This window comes from Cytobacillus oceanisediminis (assembly GCF_007830235.1).
Taxonomy (GTDB): Bacteria; Bacillota; Bacilli; order Bacillales; family Cytobacillaceae; genus Cytobacillus; species Cytobacillus oceanisediminis.
The window spans coordinates 746,519-763,756 of the sequence record NZ_VLKI01000001.1 but is presented as its reverse complement, the minus strand read 5'-3'; the positions used below and the strand labels follow the sequence as shown (position 1 = coordinate 763,756).

19 protein-coding genes, 2 pseudogenes and 1 other annotated feature are annotated in these 17,238 nt (G+C 40.0%); of the genes and pseudogenes, 15 read left to right on the top strand and 6 right to left on the bottom strand.

The window, feature by feature from the left end; translation table 11 throughout:
* The first annotated feature begins 8 nt into the window (after positions 1-8).
* The 3 genes from IQ19_RS03765 to IQ19_RS03755 all read left to right on the top strand — a co-directional run bounded on the left by IQ19_RS03765 (position 9) and on the right by IQ19_RS03755 (position 3,257).
* A complete protein-coding gene (locus IQ19_RS03765; protein WP_242020885.1) occupies positions 9-527 on the top strand; it encodes a GNAT family N-acetyltransferase in 519 nt (172 codons plus the stop codon).
* 254 nt (positions 528-781) lie between these two features.
* Entirely contained in the window at positions 782-1,459 is a 678-nt protein-coding gene (locus IQ19_RS03760; RefSeq protein ID WP_144539939.1) for an NAD(P)H-dependent oxidoreductase, read from the top strand.
* A gap of 430 nt (positions 1,460-1,889) precedes the next feature.
* Positions 1,890-3,257, top strand: coding sequence for a S8 family peptidase (locus IQ19_RS03755; protein WP_144539937.1), 1,368 nt, complete (start codon positions 1,890-1,892; stop codon positions 3,255-3,257).
* A gap of 389 nt (positions 3,258-3,646) precedes the next feature.
* Here the strand turns inward: IQ19_RS03755 and brnQ are convergent, their stop codons facing one another.
* Together brnQ and IQ19_RS03740 are read right to left on the bottom strand one after the other, a co-directional pair.
* Positions 3,647-4,984: a branched-chain amino acid transport system II carrier protein gene (gene brnQ / locus IQ19_RS03745; RefSeq protein WP_144539935.1), complete on the bottom strand. Its 1,338-nt coding sequence runs from the start codon at positions 4,982-4,984 to the stop codon at positions 3,647-3,649.
* A 240-nt stretch (positions 4,985-5,224) separates the two neighbouring features.
* Positions 5,225-5,469 (bottom strand) — a binding site (T-box leader).
* Positions 5,470-5,659: 190 nt separating this feature from the next.
* A complete protein-coding gene (locus IQ19_RS03740) occupies positions 5,660-6,022 on the bottom strand; it encodes a cyclic-phosphate processing receiver domain-containing protein (protein WP_338422628.1) in 363 nt (120 codons plus the stop codon).
* Positions 6,023-6,217: 195 nt separating this feature from the next.
* Here IQ19_RS03740 and IQ19_RS03735 point away from each other — a divergent pair, with 195 nt between their 5' ends.
* The 3 genes from IQ19_RS03735 to corA are packed head-to-tail and all read left to right on the top strand — an operon-like array spanning position 6,218 to position 7,951.
* A complete protein-coding gene (locus IQ19_RS03735; RefSeq protein ID WP_144539931.1) occupies positions 6,218-6,637 on the top strand; it encodes a MarR family winged helix-turn-helix transcriptional regulator in 420 nt (139 codons plus the stop codon).
* Entirely contained in the window at positions 6,625-6,972 is a 348-nt protein-coding gene (locus tag IQ19_RS03730) for a DUF3147 family protein (protein ID WP_144539929.1), read from the top strand. Before IQ19_RS03735 ends, IQ19_RS03730 begins: the two co-directional genes overlap by 13 nt.
* A 22-nt stretch (positions 6,973-6,994) precedes the next feature.
* Positions 6,995-7,951 carry a magnesium/cobalt transporter CorA gene (gene corA, locus IQ19_RS03725; RefSeq protein ID WP_144539926.1) on the top strand — a complete coding sequence of 319 codons (957 nt, stop codon included), beginning with the start codon at positions 6,995-6,997 and terminating at the stop codon, positions 7,949-7,951.
* A 310-nt stretch (positions 7,952-8,261) separates the two neighbouring features.
* On the opposite strand, the gene IQ19_RS03720 is transcribed toward corA, so the two are convergent.
* On the bottom strand, positions 8,262-9,200 hold the full coding sequence (locus IQ19_RS03720; protein WP_144539924.1) for a magnesium transporter CorA family protein: 939 nt from the start codon (positions 9,198-9,200) through the stop codon (positions 8,262-8,264).
* A gap of 484 nt (positions 9,201-9,684) precedes the next feature.
* Between IQ19_RS03720 and IQ19_RS03715 the strand changes: the two genes are divergently transcribed.
* Genes IQ19_RS03715 through IQ19_RS03710 form a run of 3 tightly spaced genes read left to right on the top strand, consistent with a single transcriptional unit; the run spans position 9,685 to position 10,896 of the window.
* Complete coding sequence (locus IQ19_RS03715; protein ID WP_199749374.1) at positions 9,685-10,191, top strand: GNAT family N-acetyltransferase; 507 nt, start codon at positions 9,685-9,687, stop codon at positions 10,189-10,191.
* 12 nt (positions 10,192-10,203) lie between these two features.
* On the top strand, positions 10,204-10,380 hold the full coding sequence (locus tag IQ19_RS27670; protein ID WP_158638732.1) for a hypothetical protein: 177 nt from the start codon (positions 10,204-10,206) through the stop codon (positions 10,378-10,380).
* A gap of 18 nt (positions 10,381-10,398) precedes the next feature.
* Positions 10,399-10,896, top strand: a complete 498-nt coding sequence (locus tag IQ19_RS03710; protein ID WP_144539922.1) for a GNAT family N-acetyltransferase — start codon at positions 10,399-10,401, stop codon at positions 10,894-10,896.
* A gap of 233 nt (positions 10,897-11,129) precedes the next feature.
* Here the strand turns inward: IQ19_RS03710 and modB are convergent, their stop codons facing one another.
* Together modB and modA are read right to left on the bottom strand one after the other, a co-directional pair.
* Positions 11,130-11,783 (bottom strand): molybdate ABC transporter permease subunit, encoded by a 654-nt coding sequence (gene modB, locus IQ19_RS03705; RefSeq protein WP_144539920.1) that lies wholly within the window; start codon positions 11,781-11,783, stop codon positions 11,130-11,132.
* On the bottom strand, positions 11,783-12,538 hold the full coding sequence (modA, locus tag IQ19_RS03700) for a molybdate ABC transporter substrate-binding protein (protein WP_158638731.1): 756 nt from the start codon (positions 12,536-12,538) through the stop codon (positions 11,783-11,785). Before modA ends, modB begins: the two co-directional genes overlap by 1 nt.
* 305 nt (positions 12,539-12,843) lie before the next feature.
* Here modA and IQ19_RS03695 point away from each other — a divergent pair, with 305 nt between their 5' ends.
* Positions 12,844-13,263, top strand: a complete 420-nt coding sequence (locus IQ19_RS03695; RefSeq protein WP_242020883.1) for a flavoprotein — start codon at positions 12,844-12,846, stop codon at positions 13,261-13,263.
* 80 nt (positions 13,264-13,343) lie between these two features.
* Entirely contained in the window at positions 13,344-13,964 is a 621-nt protein-coding gene (locus IQ19_RS03690; RefSeq protein ID WP_199749365.1) for an HAD-IA family hydrolase, read from the top strand.
* A gap of 330 nt (positions 13,965-14,294) precedes the next feature.
* On the opposite strand, the gene IQ19_RS03685 is transcribed toward IQ19_RS03690, so the two are convergent.
* Positions 14,295-15,494 (bottom strand): iron-containing alcohol dehydrogenase, encoded by a 1,200-nt coding sequence (locus tag IQ19_RS03685; protein WP_144539916.1) that lies wholly within the window; start codon positions 15,492-15,494, stop codon positions 14,295-14,297.
* 205 nt (positions 15,495-15,699) lie between these two features.
* Between IQ19_RS03685 and IQ19_RS03680 the strand changes: the two genes are divergently transcribed.
* From IQ19_RS03680 to IQ19_RS03670, 4 genes and pseudogenes are all read left to right on the top strand, one after another.
* Entirely contained in the window at positions 15,700-16,137 is a 438-nt protein-coding gene (locus tag IQ19_RS03680; RefSeq protein ID WP_144539914.1) for a MarR family winged helix-turn-helix transcriptional regulator, read from the top strand.
* Between the two features lie 107 nt (positions 16,138-16,244).
* Positions 16,245-16,372, top strand: a pseudogene (locus IQ19_RS29250) (VOC family protein); the annotation flags it as partial.
* A gap of 14 nt (positions 16,373-16,386) precedes the next feature.
* Positions 16,387-16,548: pseudogene (locus tag IQ19_RS28385) on the top strand (ring-cleaving dioxygenase); the annotation flags it as partial.
* A gap of 19 nt (positions 16,549-16,567) precedes the next feature.
* Positions 16,568-17,170 carry an alpha/beta hydrolase gene (locus IQ19_RS03670; RefSeq protein ID WP_144539912.1) on the top strand — a complete coding sequence of 201 codons (603 nt, stop codon included), beginning with the start codon at positions 16,568-16,570 and terminating at the stop codon, positions 17,168-17,170.
* Positions 17,171-17,238: the final 68 nt, after the last annotated feature.

Sequence of the window (17,238 nt, the reverse complement as noted above, 5' to 3'; positions counted from 1 at the left end):
AGGTATGTATGATGCAGGCGAGTATTCTTAATGATTATCAAATTAAAATTGCAAGTGAAGCCGAAAGCGGAAAAATCATGGATATGCTGAAAGAAGTGGCGATATGGATTCAATCGCAAGGAATTGACCAATGGCAATATCTATTGGGAGGCGGCGATGATGATGAAATAAAGCAGGCCGTCTCTAAGGGAAACACATATCTTGTTACAAAGGGTGATAAATTAGCGGCAACCTTTACCTTGTCCTCCGAGCAAAACGACTGGGACAAGCATATTTTTGGTGAGGAAGCGAATCATGACTCTCTTTATCTGTATAGGCTTGCGGTAAAGCCCAAATTTATGAAAAAAGGTCTGGGTGCAGCCATATTAAATTGGATTGATGAAGAAATAACTATTGATAAACAATACATTAAGCTCGATTGTGTTGAAAACAACCCAAAATTGAACGCTTTTTATAAGAATAACGGCTTTGAACTCATAGGGGTAACAGACGGGCACAGCAAATACCGGAAAAGCCTAAAAAACTAACCCAATAGGTCAGTTTGTTTAAGATAAAACAGTTTATCTGCCGTTTAAGTAGATTTTAAAAACATGTATCACAACTTTTAAAAATTTCTCTAAATTGTAGAGAGTTCTTTCAGCCTCATTGGAGATTTCTGTTGAAGCGATCTAGGTCCTATCATAATTACATTTATTAGGGTAAACTAAAATGCTTATTTCATGAATGCATTCTTACAATGTGTTACTTTAAAGAAAGACATAAATGAAAGGGATGTTTTGGTTTGCGAGATAATGAAGTTTTAAAAGAAGAAATATTGAGTGCTTATCATTTCAGGCATGCGACAAAAGAGTTTAATCCGAATAAAAAGATTCCAGAAGGTGATTTTCGTTTAATTTTGGAAACAGGGCGTTTGTCACCAAGTTCATTCGGATTTGAACCTTGGCGTTTTGTGGTCGTCCAGAATGAAGAGCTTCGCGATAAGATTAAAAATACTTCCTGGGGGGCATTTGGGAAACTCCCCGAGGCAAGTCATTTTGTATTAATTCTGGCAAGAACCAAAAAAGATACCAGGTATGATTCCGAATATTTGCAGGATCATTTTAAAAATAAATTAGGCATGCCAGAAGAATTTATGTCTAATTATTTAAAGCGGATTGAAGAATTCCAAAAGTCTGATTTTAACCTTTTGGATGGGGACCGCCCGTTGTTTGATTGGGCGTGCAAACAAAGCTATATAGCACTTGGGAATATGATGACAGCTGCGGCCCAGATTGGTATCGATTCTTGTCCAATTGAAGGCTTTGATATTGAAAAAATGAATAACCTATTGAATGATGAGGGATTGCTGGAGGAAGGCAGTTTTGGCCTTTCAGTTATGGTTGCTTTTGGGTACCGTGTAAAAGAGCCAAGAGCAAAAACCCGCAGGCCGTTTGATGATGTTGTTAAGTGGATCGACTAGGAAAAGAGCTTATACTCTTTTCCTTTTTTATTGCCTAAAAAAAGGAAATGCAAGGCATTATTGCAGGTAAGCGCTATAAAATTCTTCATGCCTTTGGCCGCTTGAAAAAAGATGAAGATTGAGGCGGCAAGAGATTGATGCAGGAAGTGGAAAAGCTTGCTAAGGATTTGGGACCGGGATCGTATTAAATAGCGGCAACCGGGGCGAACGGGATTTAGCCCACCGATTCTATAAGGAAATGGGCTATCAGGATAAAAGTACAGGTTTTGTCAAAAAACTCTTATACAATAGTTTAATAGAATATTAAATAGAGGGAAGGCCAATCAGCCTTCCCTTTATTTTGTCATTCTTTTAGCGTATTGGACAAACACCGTTCCCTTTTCTCTTCCTTTTCATAGCTTGTTACTAGCTTATGGAAAGGAGGATAAACATGTTTGGATTTTCAATGATACAAATGGTTCGCGCACATGCAGATAAACTGGATTTGCAGCTGCGCCAGGATTTGATTCAACTTTATACCCCTTTTAAATGGACACCTTGTTTTTTGCATTCCCCTTTGGAAAAAGTGCTGAAAAGGACAAAAAACTTCCCTGTAGTCGTTGAATTTAAAAATAACTGCAGTTTTTCTGATGCAGTTAAAGAATGCCATGTTATTTCCGAAAGGCATTTTAGAGCAAAAGTAAAAAGAAGCTTTTCTAGTGTTTCCTGCTGCAGTATGGAAATGACACCAGCTGCTCTGGATGATCTATTAACTTCTAGCTCCTATATACACAAAATCTATTACGATCGAAAAGTACAAGCTCTTCTAGACGTTGCCACCCCCTCAGTAGAAGCAGGAGAAGCGCTGGGAGCTAGCAGTTCCTTAACAGGACAAGATGTTACGATAGCTGTCATCGATACGGGTATTTACCCACACCAGGATTTGCAGAACCCTGATACTCAGCGGACTCGAATTATTGAATTCAAGGATTTTATTAATGACCGACCAGACGCTTATGATGATAATGGCCATGGTACCCATTGTACCGGGGATGCTGCTGGAAATGGGATCGCATCTGGAGGAGTTTATCGGGGACCTGCTCCGAATGCAAACCTCATAGGGGTAAAAGTACTTGATAAGCTAGGATCAGGATCCTTATCTACCGTCATGGCAGGTGTCCAGTGGTGCATCGATTATAACAGGGGCATAAATAATAAACCCAAAATTGACATTATCAGCATGTCCCTTGGAAGCTCACCTGTAGGCCATCCAGAAGAAGATATGATGGTAAAAGCGGTAGAGGCAGCATGGGATGCAGGAATTGTTGTTTGCGTTGCAGCAGGGAATTCGGGTCCGAATTTTGGAACAATTGCCAGTCCGGGCATCAGTAAAAAAGTAATAACAGTCGGTGCAATGGACGATCGAGACACACCAGACCGTGAAGGTGATACTATAGCAAACTTTTCAAGCCGGGGAACGCTGGCAAGTGAGTTGGTTAAGCCCGATGTAGTAGCACCTGGTGTAAATATCATATCATTGCGGTCACCAAACTCCTATTTGGATAAGTTTCAAAAATCAGCTCGCGTAGGCACTGAATACTTCTCATTATCCGGAACATCAATGGCTACACCGATTTGCGCAGGAGTTGCTGCCTTAATCCTTGAAAGCAACCGCCAGCTGTCACCTGATCTGGTAAAAATGAAGCTTAAGGATGGGGCAGATGCATGGGGGGATTTTCCAAAAGATCAAAATCCGTACGTATATGGGGCCGGTTATATAAGTGCCAGAAATTCAATTCTTGGAAAGGAAGATCAGTAAAAAATTCAAGGCGATTCTCCTAATAGGAATCGCTTTATTTTATTATTAGATACATACTAGAAGAAAAGAAACCTTCCAAGGGAGTAAAAAATGACAAAACAACGGAAAACAAATTTTATTCATTGCTACAAGTTTGGATGGGCATATCGCCACAAAGGATGAATCTCTGGACTGGCTTAATGTTGATTTTGGCACGCGGAAGGCATAAGATCCTCGAAAATGCATTCGTATTTCCTTCGTGCGGTGTTTATTCGAGGAAGCTTATTATAAAGAGTGCGTATCAAAGGGAGTCCCCGCAGGCTTAATGCTTAAGGAGACTCCCGGACCTCCCGCGGTTCGCTGAGCTTATTGATCGGAAATCAACAGGCAAGTTTAGCAGAGCTTTCGTATTAAGAAGCTTTTGCATCAAGCTGGTCTGCTGCAGCGGGCTCCTGTTTGCCGGTATTGCTTAATAGCATTCCGATTGCCGTACCTGCAAGGGCAGGAACAACCCATTCCATACCGACTGAAGCAAAAGGAAGAATGTTTCTCAAGCTTTGAAGAGCACCAAGTTCAAGGCCGAATGCACTTAAACCGCCCAATGCAGCAAATACTCCGGTGAATAGCATCGCACTTCCATAAATCTTTCGAGGATTTTTAAAATAGCGATTAAAAAAGCTAAGTGTAATAAGTACGATGGTTAACGGGTAAGCAGTAACAAGGAAAGGCACCGAAACTTTCAAAATTTGACTTAATCCGAGATTTGATAGTGTAAATCCAACAAGTGTAACAGCAATGACAACAGTTTTATAGCTTGCTTTTGGCAATAGATTTGAAAAATATTGGCCGCATGCTGTTGTTAAGCCGACAACAGTCGTAAAACAGGCAAGCGTAAAGATAAAGCCGATAAAAGCCGTGCCAGCTTTACCGAATAATAAAGAGGAGGCAGATGAAAGAATAGCTGTACCGTTTTCATAAGTGCCATTAGCAGCCATTTTTCCGCCCATCAAGCCTAGAGAGACATATACTAATGTCAATAAAGTACCTGCAACTAGAGCAGCTTTTAAAGTATGGCGGGATAATTGTTTTTCGTCACGTACACCTTTTTTCTGAATGGCAGTAAGGATAACAATGCCAAAAGCTAGTGCAGCAAGGGCATCCATGGTGTTATAGCCTTCAAGGAATCCTTTGAAGAATGCTCCACTCTCATAGCCGCCTGCAGGTGCAAGCTGTGCTGCGTCCAGATTAACTAAGGCTACGGTACAAAGGGCAACCACTGATAGAAGCAAAACAGGTGTGATCCAGCGGCCCATGAATTTCTCCATTCTGGCCGGGTTTAAACTGACGATATACACAAGCAAGAAGAAAACCGCTGTATACAAGAACAATACCAGGGTTGAATTCCAGGACTCATTCGAGAAAGGCATCACTCCCATTTCAAAGGCAACACTTGCATTTCGCGGAATGGCAAGGAATGGCCCAATTGAAAGGTAAATGACAACCATAAAAACTGTGCTGAAAAGAGGATGAACACGGCTGGCAATCGCATCAACACCACCTTTAGCAAGGGAAATAGCAAGAAGGACAATGAAAGGCAATCCAACTGCTGTTAAAATAAAGCCGGCCATGGCCATCCAAAAGGCAGCGCCGGAAAGGGCACCAAGAAATGGAGGGAAAATCAGATTTCCTGCTCCGAAAAACATTGAAAATAACATGAGTCCGATAAATAAGCTGTCAAAATTCTTCATAGTTAGTAAACTCTCCTTTGTTTTTAAAAATAAGCTCTTTTAAAGCTCATTGTTGATATTGGCACCCTGTTGATTGGAACGGAAGGCGCGTGACTCGAGCGGGAGAAGCGAGTCAAATGGAGACCCCACAGGCGCAAGTAGCCGAGGAGCGTCGGACCGCCCGCGGTTCGCTGAGCTTCTTGAGTGGAAATCAACAGGCAAATTTAACAGAGCCTAAAAATAAAAAAGACCCGTCCCTATGAAAGGGACGAGTCTGTGCTCGCGATACCACCCTAATTCTGCAGTTGCAAAAAACTGCAGCACTCAGCAACGTACAATCATACGCGTTCCATTGTAACGGCGGAAAAACCCGTCAAAGCTTACTCAGTTTCAGCTCTGCATCTCGGAGATGATCTTCGGACAGGCACTGGACGCCCGCTTTCACCAAGGTGCCGGCTCTCTTTGGAACAGTGATCCTGACGTACTCTTCTCGTCAGCGATTTATTATTTAAAAATAATTTATCAGACAAAAATAGAGAAGTCAATATTTTTTGGCAATTTAAATTCCTTTTTATATAAAAACAGTAAAGCATTTAATCAGTGAAGGAGGTGGGGGGGTTTTCCAGCAAAAAAAGAGCCCCATTTTCTTGGCTCTTTTTTAAATTTATTTATCATGAATATTTAATTTTTTTTTATCTAAATAGTTTCCAAATAATGCTTCATAAATCCGGGAGGGTAAAAATCTAAAGGCAGAGGCCTCAAAGCAATAATAATTGATGGGCAAAGAATAGTATCTTCCTGTGCTTGTTTCAAATGCTTGTACATAGCTTTTCCGCCGACCGAATTGGCAGAATGGATGGTGATGCGATTAGCAAATAACTTTTCCTTCACCATTAATTGTACGAGCAAAAAGCCATTTCTGTCTGGGTGCACTAAATCATGATCTAATGAGAGATGTTCTATTGAAAAATTTTGCAGCAAATCCATGCACTCATCGACGGTTTCTGCTAAAACATATCCCTCTGGCGCTGATCGATAATCATCAAGGAAAACGCTAATTTTCTCGATAAGTTATTGCTCCTTTAATAGGGCAGACAGCGAAAGTCTAATAGTCCCTATAGTATTTTCATGCAGTTTAATTATATCACATCTGACATAGATTGGCGAACATTCCCGAAAAAACAGAATTTGTAACGCCACCTTTCTTTTGTTGTATCGTATAATACGATATAATTGGTTCAAAAGGTGGTTCATATGAAAAACAAAGCAGATTTACTAAATCAATATTGGACAGATATTTACTTTCATTTGCATTACATTCACACTGATAAAATTACCCACCAGGCGATACGTATCATGCAGCTGATTGATAAACAGGGGAATATTGGTGTTAGTGAAATTGCCTCATTTCTTAACGTTTCGCATAACACAGCATCAGAACATGTGAAAAGATTGGAGAATAAGCAATTTATAATAAAGAAAAGGGATCCTGCTGATGAAAGAAAGGCATTCATTTGTTTAACAGGGAGAGGAAAAGAGGTATTAGACAGAAATACCAGCCTTGACCAAGAGAAGTTGAAGCAGGTTTTGAATGAACTGGATGAAAAAGAACAGTGTGCCATTGAACAAGCACTAAAGATCTTGAGTGAGCGTGCAAAGCAATGCAAATTCTAATGAAGATTATCGCATCTGCACTTGTCATTGGGCTGGTTACGGAAATAGCCAGACGATATCCTGCTTATGGAGGAATCATTGCCGCACTTCCCTTAGTCAGCTTGTTAAGCATCATTTGGCTCCATTTACAAGGTGAAAATGCAGTAATCTTAAGTAAGTTTGCTTTGGGCGTTTTGGCTGGATTTCCTGCAACAGCTTTCCTTTTAGGCATTGTGTACATTTCATTGCAGAAATCTCTAAATCTTTTCGCTGCAATCGGACTTGGGATTAGCGGGTGGCTACTATTTCTATTTGTTCAGGAAATAGTCATCAAAAATGTCAAAAATATTTTATAACCATAGATTTTAGGAGAATAACATGATTAGAATTCAAGCGGTGAATAAGAAGAATGAATTAAGCAAAGACATTTCTCTAGAGGTTTTGAAAGCAGATTCTGCTAATTTCAAATGGTTTTGGGTAGATTTTGATCAGCCAACTGAAGAAGAAACAGCAGAACTGGATAAGACTTTTCAATTTCATCCTTTAGCGATAGAAGATTGTATTGTAAAACTGCAGCGCCCAAAAATGGATTACTATGAAGATTATAGCTTTTTTGTAACGCATAGCTTAAATCATATTGATGAAAGCAAGCAGGAAATTAACTTTTTCATTGGTTCCAATTACATAATTTCTTACCATCATGAAGCATCGAAAGAGATAAATGAAGTATGGGATCGGTTAAATTTAAGCAAAAAAATAAATAAATGGGATCCCTATTTGGTCATGTACCATATCTTCGATAAAATCGTCGATAATTATTTTCCAATCGTTTATCAGCTTGAAGATCGGTTAAGCCTAATTGAAGATAATCCAAACGACGAGTCCATGGAAGAGTTGCTGGAAAAGTTATTTGATATCCGCCATCACTTATTGCAAATCAGATATACCGTTATCCCGATGAGAGATCTTATTTATCGCGTAATCAATTCTCACCGGCTGACAGGCGTAAAGGAAAGATATGAGTACTTTGCTGATATACATGACCATTTATTGAAGCTGACGGAAATGATTGATGGAAACAGGGAACTGACGAATGATATCAGGGATAGCTATTTATCCATCAACTCGCATCAGACGAACCGGGTTATGAAAGTGCTTACCGTCATTACAACCATTTTCATGCCGCTGACGTTTATAGCAGGAATTTATGGAATGAACTTCGAAAACATGCCTGAGCTGACCTGGAAGTATGGCTATTATGAAACTCTATTCTTAATGTTTGTCATTGGAGCCGGGATGTTTTGGTGGTTCAAAAAGAAGGGCTGGTTTAGATAGTGGAACGAGATGGATTTATAAAAAAGCTGTGTAAAAGAGCGTTGTTGATTTTGATACCCTATTGATTGGAGCGGCAGGAGTGAGATCCTCGAAAATGCATTCGCATTTTCTTCGTGAGGTGTTTATTCGAGGGTGCTTATTCAAAGTCCAGCGGGAGAAACGAGTCAAAGGGAGACCCCCAGTCGCAAGCGCCGAGGATGCTCCCGGACCGCGCGCTGTTCGCTGAGCTACTTGAGCGGAAATCAAAAGGCAAGTTTAACAGAGACATAAAAAAAGCTGTGTCGGATTGATGACCGGCACAGCTCTTTGGTTAAAAGAATTTCTTCTTCCAAAAAATGAGTGCAGTGAAACTCGATAATAGGAAAACGACGATAAGAATCATAACAAAAGCATAAGGGTGGTTCTGGTAAGGCAAGTTCACATTCATTCCAAAGAAGCTTGCAACCATGGTAGGCAAAGCCAAGATAATGGTTACGGATGTGAGGAATTTCATGACCATATTTAAGTTATTTGAAATGACAGAGGCAAAAGCGTCCATCATGCCGCTTAAAATCGAACTATAGGTTTCTGCCATTTCGATTGCCTGCTGATTTTCTATCATAACATCCTCGAGCAGGTCCTTATCCTCTTCATACATTTTTACATAATTCATCCGCAGTATTTTCTGCAGAACAACTTTGTTAGATTTAAGTGAGGTTGTAAAATAAACAAGGCTCTTTTCTAAAGCTAGAAAAGCATATAATTCTTTATTTTTTAAGGACTGGTGAAGTTCCCGCTCTATTTCATTCGTTTTTCGATTAATTTGCTTAAGATAACGCAGGTAGTAAGTAGAAATAAAATATAAGATTTGCAGGGCGAAACGGGTTTTCTTATTCGTATAAAAGCCCTTAACTTTATTTTTCTTAAATACTTCCAAAATTGGCGTTTCTTTTGATGAAACGGTTACGAAGCAATTATCCGTCATAATAATGCCAATTGGAATCGTTTCATAAATGGGAAAACCAGCATCGTCATGTGTCATATAGGGAAAGTCAATGATGATAAATACATCCTGATCTTCTTTTTCAATACGGGACCATTCATCGTCATCCAATGCATTTTTAATAAAATCAACTGGAACATTCAATTTACTGGATACCAGCTCAACCTCTTCATGCGAAGGCTTGACCATGTTAACCCAGCATCCCTTGGTAATCTCTTCAGCAGAAATTACTTTGCAATCCTGATCTGTTTTAAAAATTTCAATCATAAAAAAACCTCCTCGTTATAATGAGGAAGCAAAGATACCTCTAACGTTGTTGATATTTAAGCAATAGTACTTCCCGCTCAACAAACAGATATGTCCCGCTTCCTCCTGCAGATTATCAGGGTCGGGTTCTAAGGAACCGTAGCTACTCAAAAATATCAACTCCTTTAAATGGTATACCTTTATCATATATTCGGAAGATTGAGGCTGCAACCTAATTTTTTTACCTCTTTTTTATGTGGAAAATTTCTAATTAACTGTTATATCCATAAAGGAAATCAATTTGAAAGAATGGAATGTATATAGAGAAGAGTGTTTAAAGGGGGAATCCAATAATGGCTTGGTTAGTGATTGTCATGATCGCGTACCTGCCAATTTTCTAAAGAATTCATAAGCGGCTTGATTACTTGGAGGAAGAAGTAAAAAGGCTAAAACAAGAAGAAATGAATGACCAGGAGAAGATTTAGAAGGGGAGCGGGTGGCAAGTTTGAATAATATAGAGATACTAGAGGTTAAATCGATTGAAGGATATGAAGCCGATTTATCAGAGCTTTTAATAAATGTGGTAGAGGAAGGAGCTTCTATAGGTTTCTTGCCGTCATTAGGAAGATCGGTGGCGGACGAATATTGGGCAGGAATCTTAAAATCGGATGATGTAATCTTATTTTTAGCACGTATGGATGGTAAAGTTGTTGGCTCAGTACAGCTGCATTTATGCACGAAACAGAATGGCAGCCATCGCGCAGAGATCGCAAAATTAATGATAGATGCTTCTATACGCCGGAAGGGCCTTGGACGTTTACTCATGCAAACGACTGAGGAGAAAGCAAAGCGGGATGGCAGAACGCTGCTTGTTCTTGATACAAGAGAAGGGGATCCATCCAATGATCTTTATCAATCATTGGGCTTTATAAAAGCCGGTAAAATTCCTGGTTATGCGAAATCAGCTAACGGTGAACTGGCTGCAACCGTTCTTTACTATAAAAATGTATAAGGAGAGGATAGCTTGCCGGATAAAAACCCAATTAACGATGGGATGGACCATTTAAATAAGATTGAAGGTTATCCAACGGATGTGGAGTTAAAGAAGCTTCCGAGACCATTAAGATATTTTGGATACTTCTTTATAAGCTTCTTTGCTGTATCGATCCTGTTTATCATCATTATGAAATTTTTGGATTGACCGATGGGGAGGATGTATATGAATAAAAAGAACATCGATCTGCAAAAACTTCGCCCAGAACATATAGAGGCTTTGAGATCATTCACGCTGCCAGAGGAGCAGGAACAGTTTACTGCATTGCCGAAAGATGTTTTAGAAGCGGGAGAGGGACAATTCCCCATTGTTATAACCAAGGAAGATCATCCTGTCGGCTTTTTTATCCTGCATACTACTGAAAGAGTTAAAGAGTTTACTGAAAATCCCAAAGCTATGCTTCTGACTGCGTTGTCCATCAATTTTTCACAACAGGGAAAAGGTTATGCAGGGAAGGGCATGGCTCTCCTGCAGCCACTTTTGAAAAAGGAATTTCCCCACTGCAGCGAGGTTGTTTTGGCAGTGAACAGACGAAATATTGCTGCCCAGAAACTATATGGAAAAGCAGGATTCCAGGATACCGGCCGTAAAAAAATGGGGAAAATCGGCGAGCAGTATATTTATAGTTATTTAATAGAAGACTGTGTTAAAGCTAAATGTTGATTTTGCACAGTGTCGATTGGAGTGGAAGGCACGAGACTCCAGCGGGAGGAGTGTGTCAAAGGGAGACCCGCAGGCGCGATGTACCGTGGAGGCTCCCGGACCGCCCGCGGTTCGCTGAGTGCCTCGTGCTGAAATCATCAGTCGAGTTTATCAGAGCCCATAGAAAAATAAAAAGCAGCATCCCTTTTATGTCTAACTTTATTGGGTCAGAGCAAATGATGGGGGTGCTGCTTTTATTTAAACCACTTGTGAATAATATACAAAAAGAAAATAGTGGCACTTGTTAAGATGATAACCATTAGATGTGCGTCTGACATTCTGTCTGCCTGTACAGCATCATAAATAGCGATAGAGAGTGTCTGCGTTTTACCAGGGATATTGCCTGCAACCATTAATGTGGCACCGAACTCTCCCATCGCCCTTGCAAATCCGAGCACCAGCCCGGCCAGAATCCCTTTATATGCAAGCGGGAAAATGATATAAATGAGCAATTTAAACGGATTGGCCCCATCCAGCTCGGCTGCACCGATTGTGTCTTTATTGATTGATTCAAATGCTGCCTGAATCGGACTAATCAATAAGGGCAGTGAAGCAATCATTGCTGCAATCACAGCCGCTTTCCAAGTAAAGATGATCGGACTTCCAGTTACCGTCTCAAACCACTGTCCAAGAAGCGTATTTCTGCCAAGCAGCAAAATTAAATAGTAGCCTAAAACCGTTGGCGGTATAACAAGAGGAATCGTGACAATAATTGATAAAAATTTTGTCAATCTATTTTTCTTAAAAGCAAACCACCAGGATAAAAAAATACCGATGATGAATGCTAAGATGGTAGCAAAAATAGCAATCCTTAACGATAATGTTAAAGGTACGATAATCATTTCCATTACGGCAAATCAAACCCATACTTTTCTAATATTTCTTGCCCCTGCTTACTCAAAATAAACTCAGTAAATTTTTTGCTTTCTTCTTTTTTCTCCGATTGCATAGGAATTCCGAGTGTCTGCTTAATGGGTGAATGGGCTTTTTCATCAATCAGTTCATATGGCAAATCGGTTTCCTGCAGCAAGGCCAATGCTATAATCCCGGCATCTGCATTCTCTGATTCCACATATTGAAAGGCTTGCCTGATATTTTCCGCATATACGATCTTAGGCTCTATTTCATTCCAAATACCTGAGGCTTCCAATGCTTCTTTTGCTGCTTTTCCATATGGGGCATGTTCCGGATTGGCAATCGTTATGGATTTCACTTCAGGGCTTAAGAGATCATCCAGTTTTATCTCTTCTCTGCCAGAATCCGAACTTAAAATGGCGATCCTTCCCAATGCGTAATATTCTTTTGAGTCTTTTTCGACTGCCTTTTTATCAATTAGCTTATCAATATATGACTCCTGTGCTGCTGCAAATAAATCGAACGGAGCACCTTCCTGGATTTGCTGTGTAAGCAGGCCTGTAGAGCCAAAGGTGAATTCCACCTCAATACCCGTTTCTTTCGTAAACTCATCTCCTATTTCTGTTAATGCATGATATAAATCAGAAGCAGCTGCAACATAGATTATTTCTTCACTAGTCTTAGCTTGGCTGCAGCCGCCTAGCACCATTAGAAAAGCGAAAAGCATCATTAGTACATTTCTATTCATCCAACTCGACCTTCCATATGTAAGAATTCCAATCAATAAAGACATTATAACACCATCAATCGGCATTTCGGGAATGATATCGTTGAAAAGAGTGACATTCTGGCTCCAAATAAAAAACTATCTATTGCAGTTAGCCTCGTTGACCTTCGATCGTTGATATGTGGTCCATTTTCGTTGATATATTGAAAATTTTGTTGATATATAGGATTTTGAGGCTCGCCCTTGCTTAATTTTTTTTAAATCTTAAAAGGGATTTCCCAAACAACCTCGAATTAAATTGTAATATTCACACGTATTGGAGGAATATGGTGGAAAAAACATTTCATGTGTTTTTGGACAGGTATTTGGACATTTGGAGGAATTGTTCCCTAGCTGAGATGAAACGAGTTATAGCAAGGGATTATCAGGCAAGGGAAGTAACGGATGGTTTGGTGTCCGATTTTGGTTATGAGGAATCTATCACAGGCTGGGAAAAGGGCTTTGAGTTTATTAAAGAGAATGAAGCCCAATGGGGTGTGAGCAAAGTCTCGGTCCTTCAGATTAGAGAAGGAGAAATGCTCGCTATTCTTTCAGCCACGATAATTATAAATGGGATAAGCCTGGATACAGCCAATTTGTTCTTCCAAACCTTCAAGGAAGATACCCTTGGAGAATGGAAGCTGGCAAGAAGCTATATTGAAGCTGGTATACCTTCAGAGAATATTAAAAGCCTGGCACTTAAATAAGGAGCATTACCTGGAAGCGATTCTGTCAGAAGGATCGTTTTTTTTGAGGATTAGAATGCAGGGCATAAGGAGCAAACAATATGATCAAACATGTAATTTTTGATTTCGATGGAACAATCGCTGATTCGAAAGAAGTCTTTGTCTCGGCGTGGAATAGTATGGCGATGAAGCATAAATTTAAGATGATAAAAATAGAAGAACTAGATGAAATGAGAAGAATGTCAATCAGGGAAAGGAGCGAGAAGCTGAATTTTCCAATGTATAAGATGCCTATAATCATGCCCCAGTTTTATAAAAGGTACCGGCAAGCCATTCAGGACATTCATTTGTTTCCGCAAATGAACAATGTGCTGAATGAACTAGATGGAAGAGGTGTACAGACAGCCATTATTTCATCAAACTCTGAAGAAAATATTAGAGCCTTCCTTCTTCGCAATGAGATTAAAAGTGTCACAAAAATCCTTTGTTCCAGCCGCATATTTGGGAAGGATACTTTAATAAAAAGGTTTCTAAAACAACAAAATTTGAAACCGGAGGAAGTTATCTATGTGGGCGATGAATATCGGGATATTGTTGCCTGCAAAAAAGCTGGCATAAAGGTGATTTGGGTGGGATGGGGCTTTGATGCAGAAGAAGTGGTGAAAGCCGCAGAGCCGGATTTCATGGTTTATGAGCCAGTTGATATTTTAAGAATAGTTTAAGTGGAGTAAAGAGAAGTGCATAAAGGAAAAATACTTTTGTTAAATGATTAAGCGCGGGTGGATTAAAGCTCCTCCGTATTACTATCCTCCGGGATCTCCACCACAGTAAAACCAATTTTATCTAAAAAATTGGTTTATTTGGTTGGGAAAATTATTTTCCCATTAAAATCGCTCCTGGTCCTAAAATATTCCATCCACCCGTGTTCAATCAAGAAGTCCTTATCTCCATACGTTCTTCAGCTTATTTTATTATATTATGGTAGAAGGGCCGCTAAAATATGTATACATAACGGAAGAAAAACGGTGCCCCATCAAACACCGTTTCGATCATTATTCTTTTATGAGCCGATAGAGCTTTAACATGTCATCTCTGTTAAAGATTTTCGGAACTGGATAAAGAGGATTGGCTTCTTTCAAAGCACGTTCAGCCATTATTGGGATATCACTGTCTTTAATACCACTGACTTTTGGCGGTATATCCATTTTGCAGTTTAGGGATTTAATGCTGTTGATAAACTTTACTGCTTTTTCCTCAATAGTATCTGAATCCTCAACAATCCCGGCTGCATCAGCCAATTCGGCTAAAGGCTTATACACAGCCTTTCCATAGTGCTCAAGAACATAAGGGAGAATCACTGCATTTGCCAGCCCGTGAGGAACTGAATAAAATCCTCCGAGCGTATGGGCGATGGCATGTACATTCCCAACATATGCTCTAGTGAAAGCGGCTCCAGCCAAATAGGCAGCTTTTTGCATATTGGCTCTTGCATGCAAATTCATTCCGTTGCTGAAAGCCTCGTAAAGATTTTCGTAAATTAGCCTAACTGCATCCGTGCTGTATTTCCTTGTTTCCTGCGTGTTGCTTCTGCCAATGTAGGCTTCAACTGCATGGGTTAAGGCATCAAGACCTGTTGCTGCTGTAATATGGGGAGGCAGTTGTACTGTAAGCAGAGGATCGAGCACTGCATAATGAGGCATAAGGTTGAGATCAATAATTGCATACTTTTCGTGGGTGCGGCTATCCGTTATCACCGCAGCTACAGTTGCTTCACTGCCTGTACCTGCAGTTGTTGGAACTGCGAATAGAGGAGGAATTTCCTTTCTAATTTTAAATTGCCCTTTTATTTGTGAAATGCTCTTATCTGGCCTGGCGACACGGGCACCTACACCTTTTGCGCAGTCCATTGGCGAACCTCCGCCAAAAGCGATAATCCCCTGGCAATGATTGTTCTTATATAATTCAAGTGCTTCCTCGATATTCTCTATGGTTGGATTCGGAACAGTTTTATCATAAATGAAAAACTCAATACCTCTGTTATGCAACCCTTGAAGAAAGCCATCCATTAACCCAAGCGAACGGATTCCGCTGTCTGTTACGATTAATATCCTGCTGATTGCTATCGTTTTAATAAAATCAGGCAGTCTGTCCAGGCTATTTATTCCCTCTATTAATTTGGGTTCGCGCCATGGAAGGATAGGGGAGACCAGTTTAAATGTTCTCTGATAGACCCTGCAATAAGCTTTATACATTCCCTCACTCCAATCATTTATATTTTTGAAAATTCCAACATTATAATTTATATATACCTTTATGTTTAAAGGGGTGTCAATATGTGGAATGAGAAAAATATAGTTTTAAACAGAGACAGTCCCTTGACATGATCATTAATGTATTTTATGATTATCTTGAAATCGAGATAAGTTAATTCGAGATATCGAGAGAGAGGGTGATAACATGGAAAGACCTTGTCCCAACCAAACATTCCTCCTGCTGATGCAAACGTCCAAGTCCATTCAGGAACGTGTTAGGACAAATATCGCCAGCTACAGCCTAAGCATGACGGAATTTTCGGTTTTAGAGGTTCTTTATCATAAAGACATGCAAACAATCCACGAGATTGGGAAAAGGATTTTAATTACGAGCGGTTCCATGACTTATGTGATTGATAAGCTCGTGGAAAAAGGCTTTACGAAACGGGTAGCATGTCCAAAAGATCGCCGGGCAATTCATATTTCACTTACAGAAAAAGGAAAACGAATACTTGATGATATTATGCCGGAGCATGAAAAATGGGTGGATTCTTTTTTTGAAGAGTTAAATCCAGTTGAGATGGAAAATCTGAACAACCTTCTTGAAAAAATAAAAAAAAGAACTGAAAACAAAATTTTTTAAACTTATATCTCGGATTGATAATACTTGAATTAGAATGAGGTTTATTGGATACAGTTAGGACAAATTAATAGGATAGAACGAAAGAGGTGTTATGATATGGGCAGACAATGGGTATCCATCATATTACTGCGATCGTAGGCTATCCTCAAGAGAATGCTGACTTTATGCGGGTGTATTGGGCCTGCGACTGGTCAAGCAAACAGTCAACTTTGATGACCCAGGCACTTACCACCTTTCAGGGAGCATTGAGAAATCCTTTTTGAAATAGCTACTGATCCGCCGGGATTTGCGCACGATGAATCGCCGGGGACTATGGGCGAAAAATGAATGCTGCCTGAACAATATGAAAAAATCAGGGACTACATCGAGCGGGGATTGATTCCATTTGAAGTAAGAGAACTTGATAAATGAAAATAAAGGAGACGAGTGGATGAAACATATTTTTCAAAAAGGAAAAGATCCTTCTAAACCAACATTATTATTGCTGCACGGAACTGGCGGTACGGAATCCGACCTGCTTCCGCTAGCCAGTCATATTGACACGGAAGCTTCAGTATTGAGTGTTCGCGGTAATGTGCTTGAAAATGGCATGCCGCGATTTTTCCGCAGGTTGGCTGAAGGCATTTTTGATGAAGAGGATTTGATTTTCCGCACAAAGGAATTAAATGAGTTTCTTGATGAAGCGGCTGAAAAGTATGGGTTTGACCGTAAAAATATGGTGGCGGTTGGATACTCGAATGGAGCCAATATCGCAGGCAGTTTATTATTCCACTATCAAAATGCTTTAAAAGCGGCCATTCTTCACCATCCGATGGTGCCAAGAAGAGGTGTGGATCTTCCGGATTTGCAAGGTATTCCAGTATTTATTGCTGCTGGGACAAATGACCCGATCTGTCCTGCGGAGGAATCAACAGATTTACAGTCATTATTGGAAAATGCCGGAGCAAAAGTAGAACTTCATTGGGAAAATCATGGACACCAATTAACCATTGGGGAAGTACAAGCAGCAGCCCGCTGGTATAAACAAATATAAAAATAGTTAATTGGATTAGTAAAAAGGGAAGAGAATGAAAGAATAGGCGGTGCAGACATGGGTTTTCT

What these genes read in the sequence shown, in the direction of transcription:
- IQ19_RS03670 (WP_144539912.1), top strand. Translation starts at nt 16,568, where the DNA reads ATGAAACATATTTTTCAAAAAGGAAAAGATCCTTCTAAACCAACATTA.
- IQ19_RS03680 (WP_144539914.1), top strand. Translation starts at nt 15,700, where the DNA reads ATGGAAAGACCTTGTCCCAACCAAACATTCCTCCTGCTGATGCAAACG.
- IQ19_RS03695 (WP_242020883.1), top strand. Translation starts at nt 12,844, where the DNA reads ATGGTGGAAAAAACATTTCATGTGTTTTTGGACAGGTATTTGGACATT.
- modB (WP_144539920.1), bottom strand. Translation starts at nt 11,783, where the DNA reads ATGGAAATGATTATCGTACCTTTAACATTATCGTTAAGGATTGCTATT.
- corA (WP_144539926.1), top strand. Translation starts at nt 6,995, where the DNA reads ATGATTAGAATTCAAGCGGTGAATAAGAAGAATGAATTAAGCAAAGAC.
- IQ19_RS03690 (WP_199749365.1), top strand. Translation starts at nt 13,344, where the DNA reads ATGATCAAACATGTAATTTTTGATTTCGATGGAACAATCGCTGATTCG.
- IQ19_RS03710 (WP_144539922.1), top strand. Translation starts at nt 10,399, where the DNA reads ATGAATAAAAAGAACATCGATCTGCAAAAACTTCGCCCAGAACATATA.
- brnQ (WP_144539935.1), bottom strand. Translation starts at nt 4,984, where the DNA reads ATGAAGAATTTTGACAGCTTATTTATCGGACTCATGTTATTTTCAATG.
- IQ19_RS03755 (WP_144539937.1), top strand. Translation starts at nt 1,890, where the DNA reads ATGTTTGGATTTTCAATGATACAAATGGTTCGCGCACATGCAGATAAA.
- IQ19_RS03730 (WP_144539929.1), top strand. Translation starts at nt 6,625, where the DNA reads ATGCAAATTCTAATGAAGATTATCGCATCTGCACTTGTCATTGGGCTG.
- modA (WP_158638731.1), bottom strand. Translation starts at nt 12,538, where the DNA reads ATGAATAGAAATGTACTAATGATGCTTTTCGCTTTTCTAATGGTGCTA.
- IQ19_RS03685 (WP_144539916.1), bottom strand. Translation starts at nt 15,494, where the DNA reads ATGTATAAAGCTTATTGCAGGGTCTATCAGAGAACATTTAAACTGGTC.
- IQ19_RS03720 (WP_144539924.1), bottom strand. Translation starts at nt 9,200, where the DNA reads ATGATTGAAATTTTTAAAACAGATCAGGATTGCAAAGTAATTTCTGCT.
- IQ19_RS03735 (WP_144539931.1), top strand. Translation starts at nt 6,218, where the DNA reads ATGAAAAACAAAGCAGATTTACTAAATCAATATTGGACAGATATTTAC.
- IQ19_RS03765 (WP_242020885.1), top strand. Translation starts at nt 9, where the DNA reads ATGATGCAGGCGAGTATTCTTAATGATTATCAAATTAAAATTGCAAGT.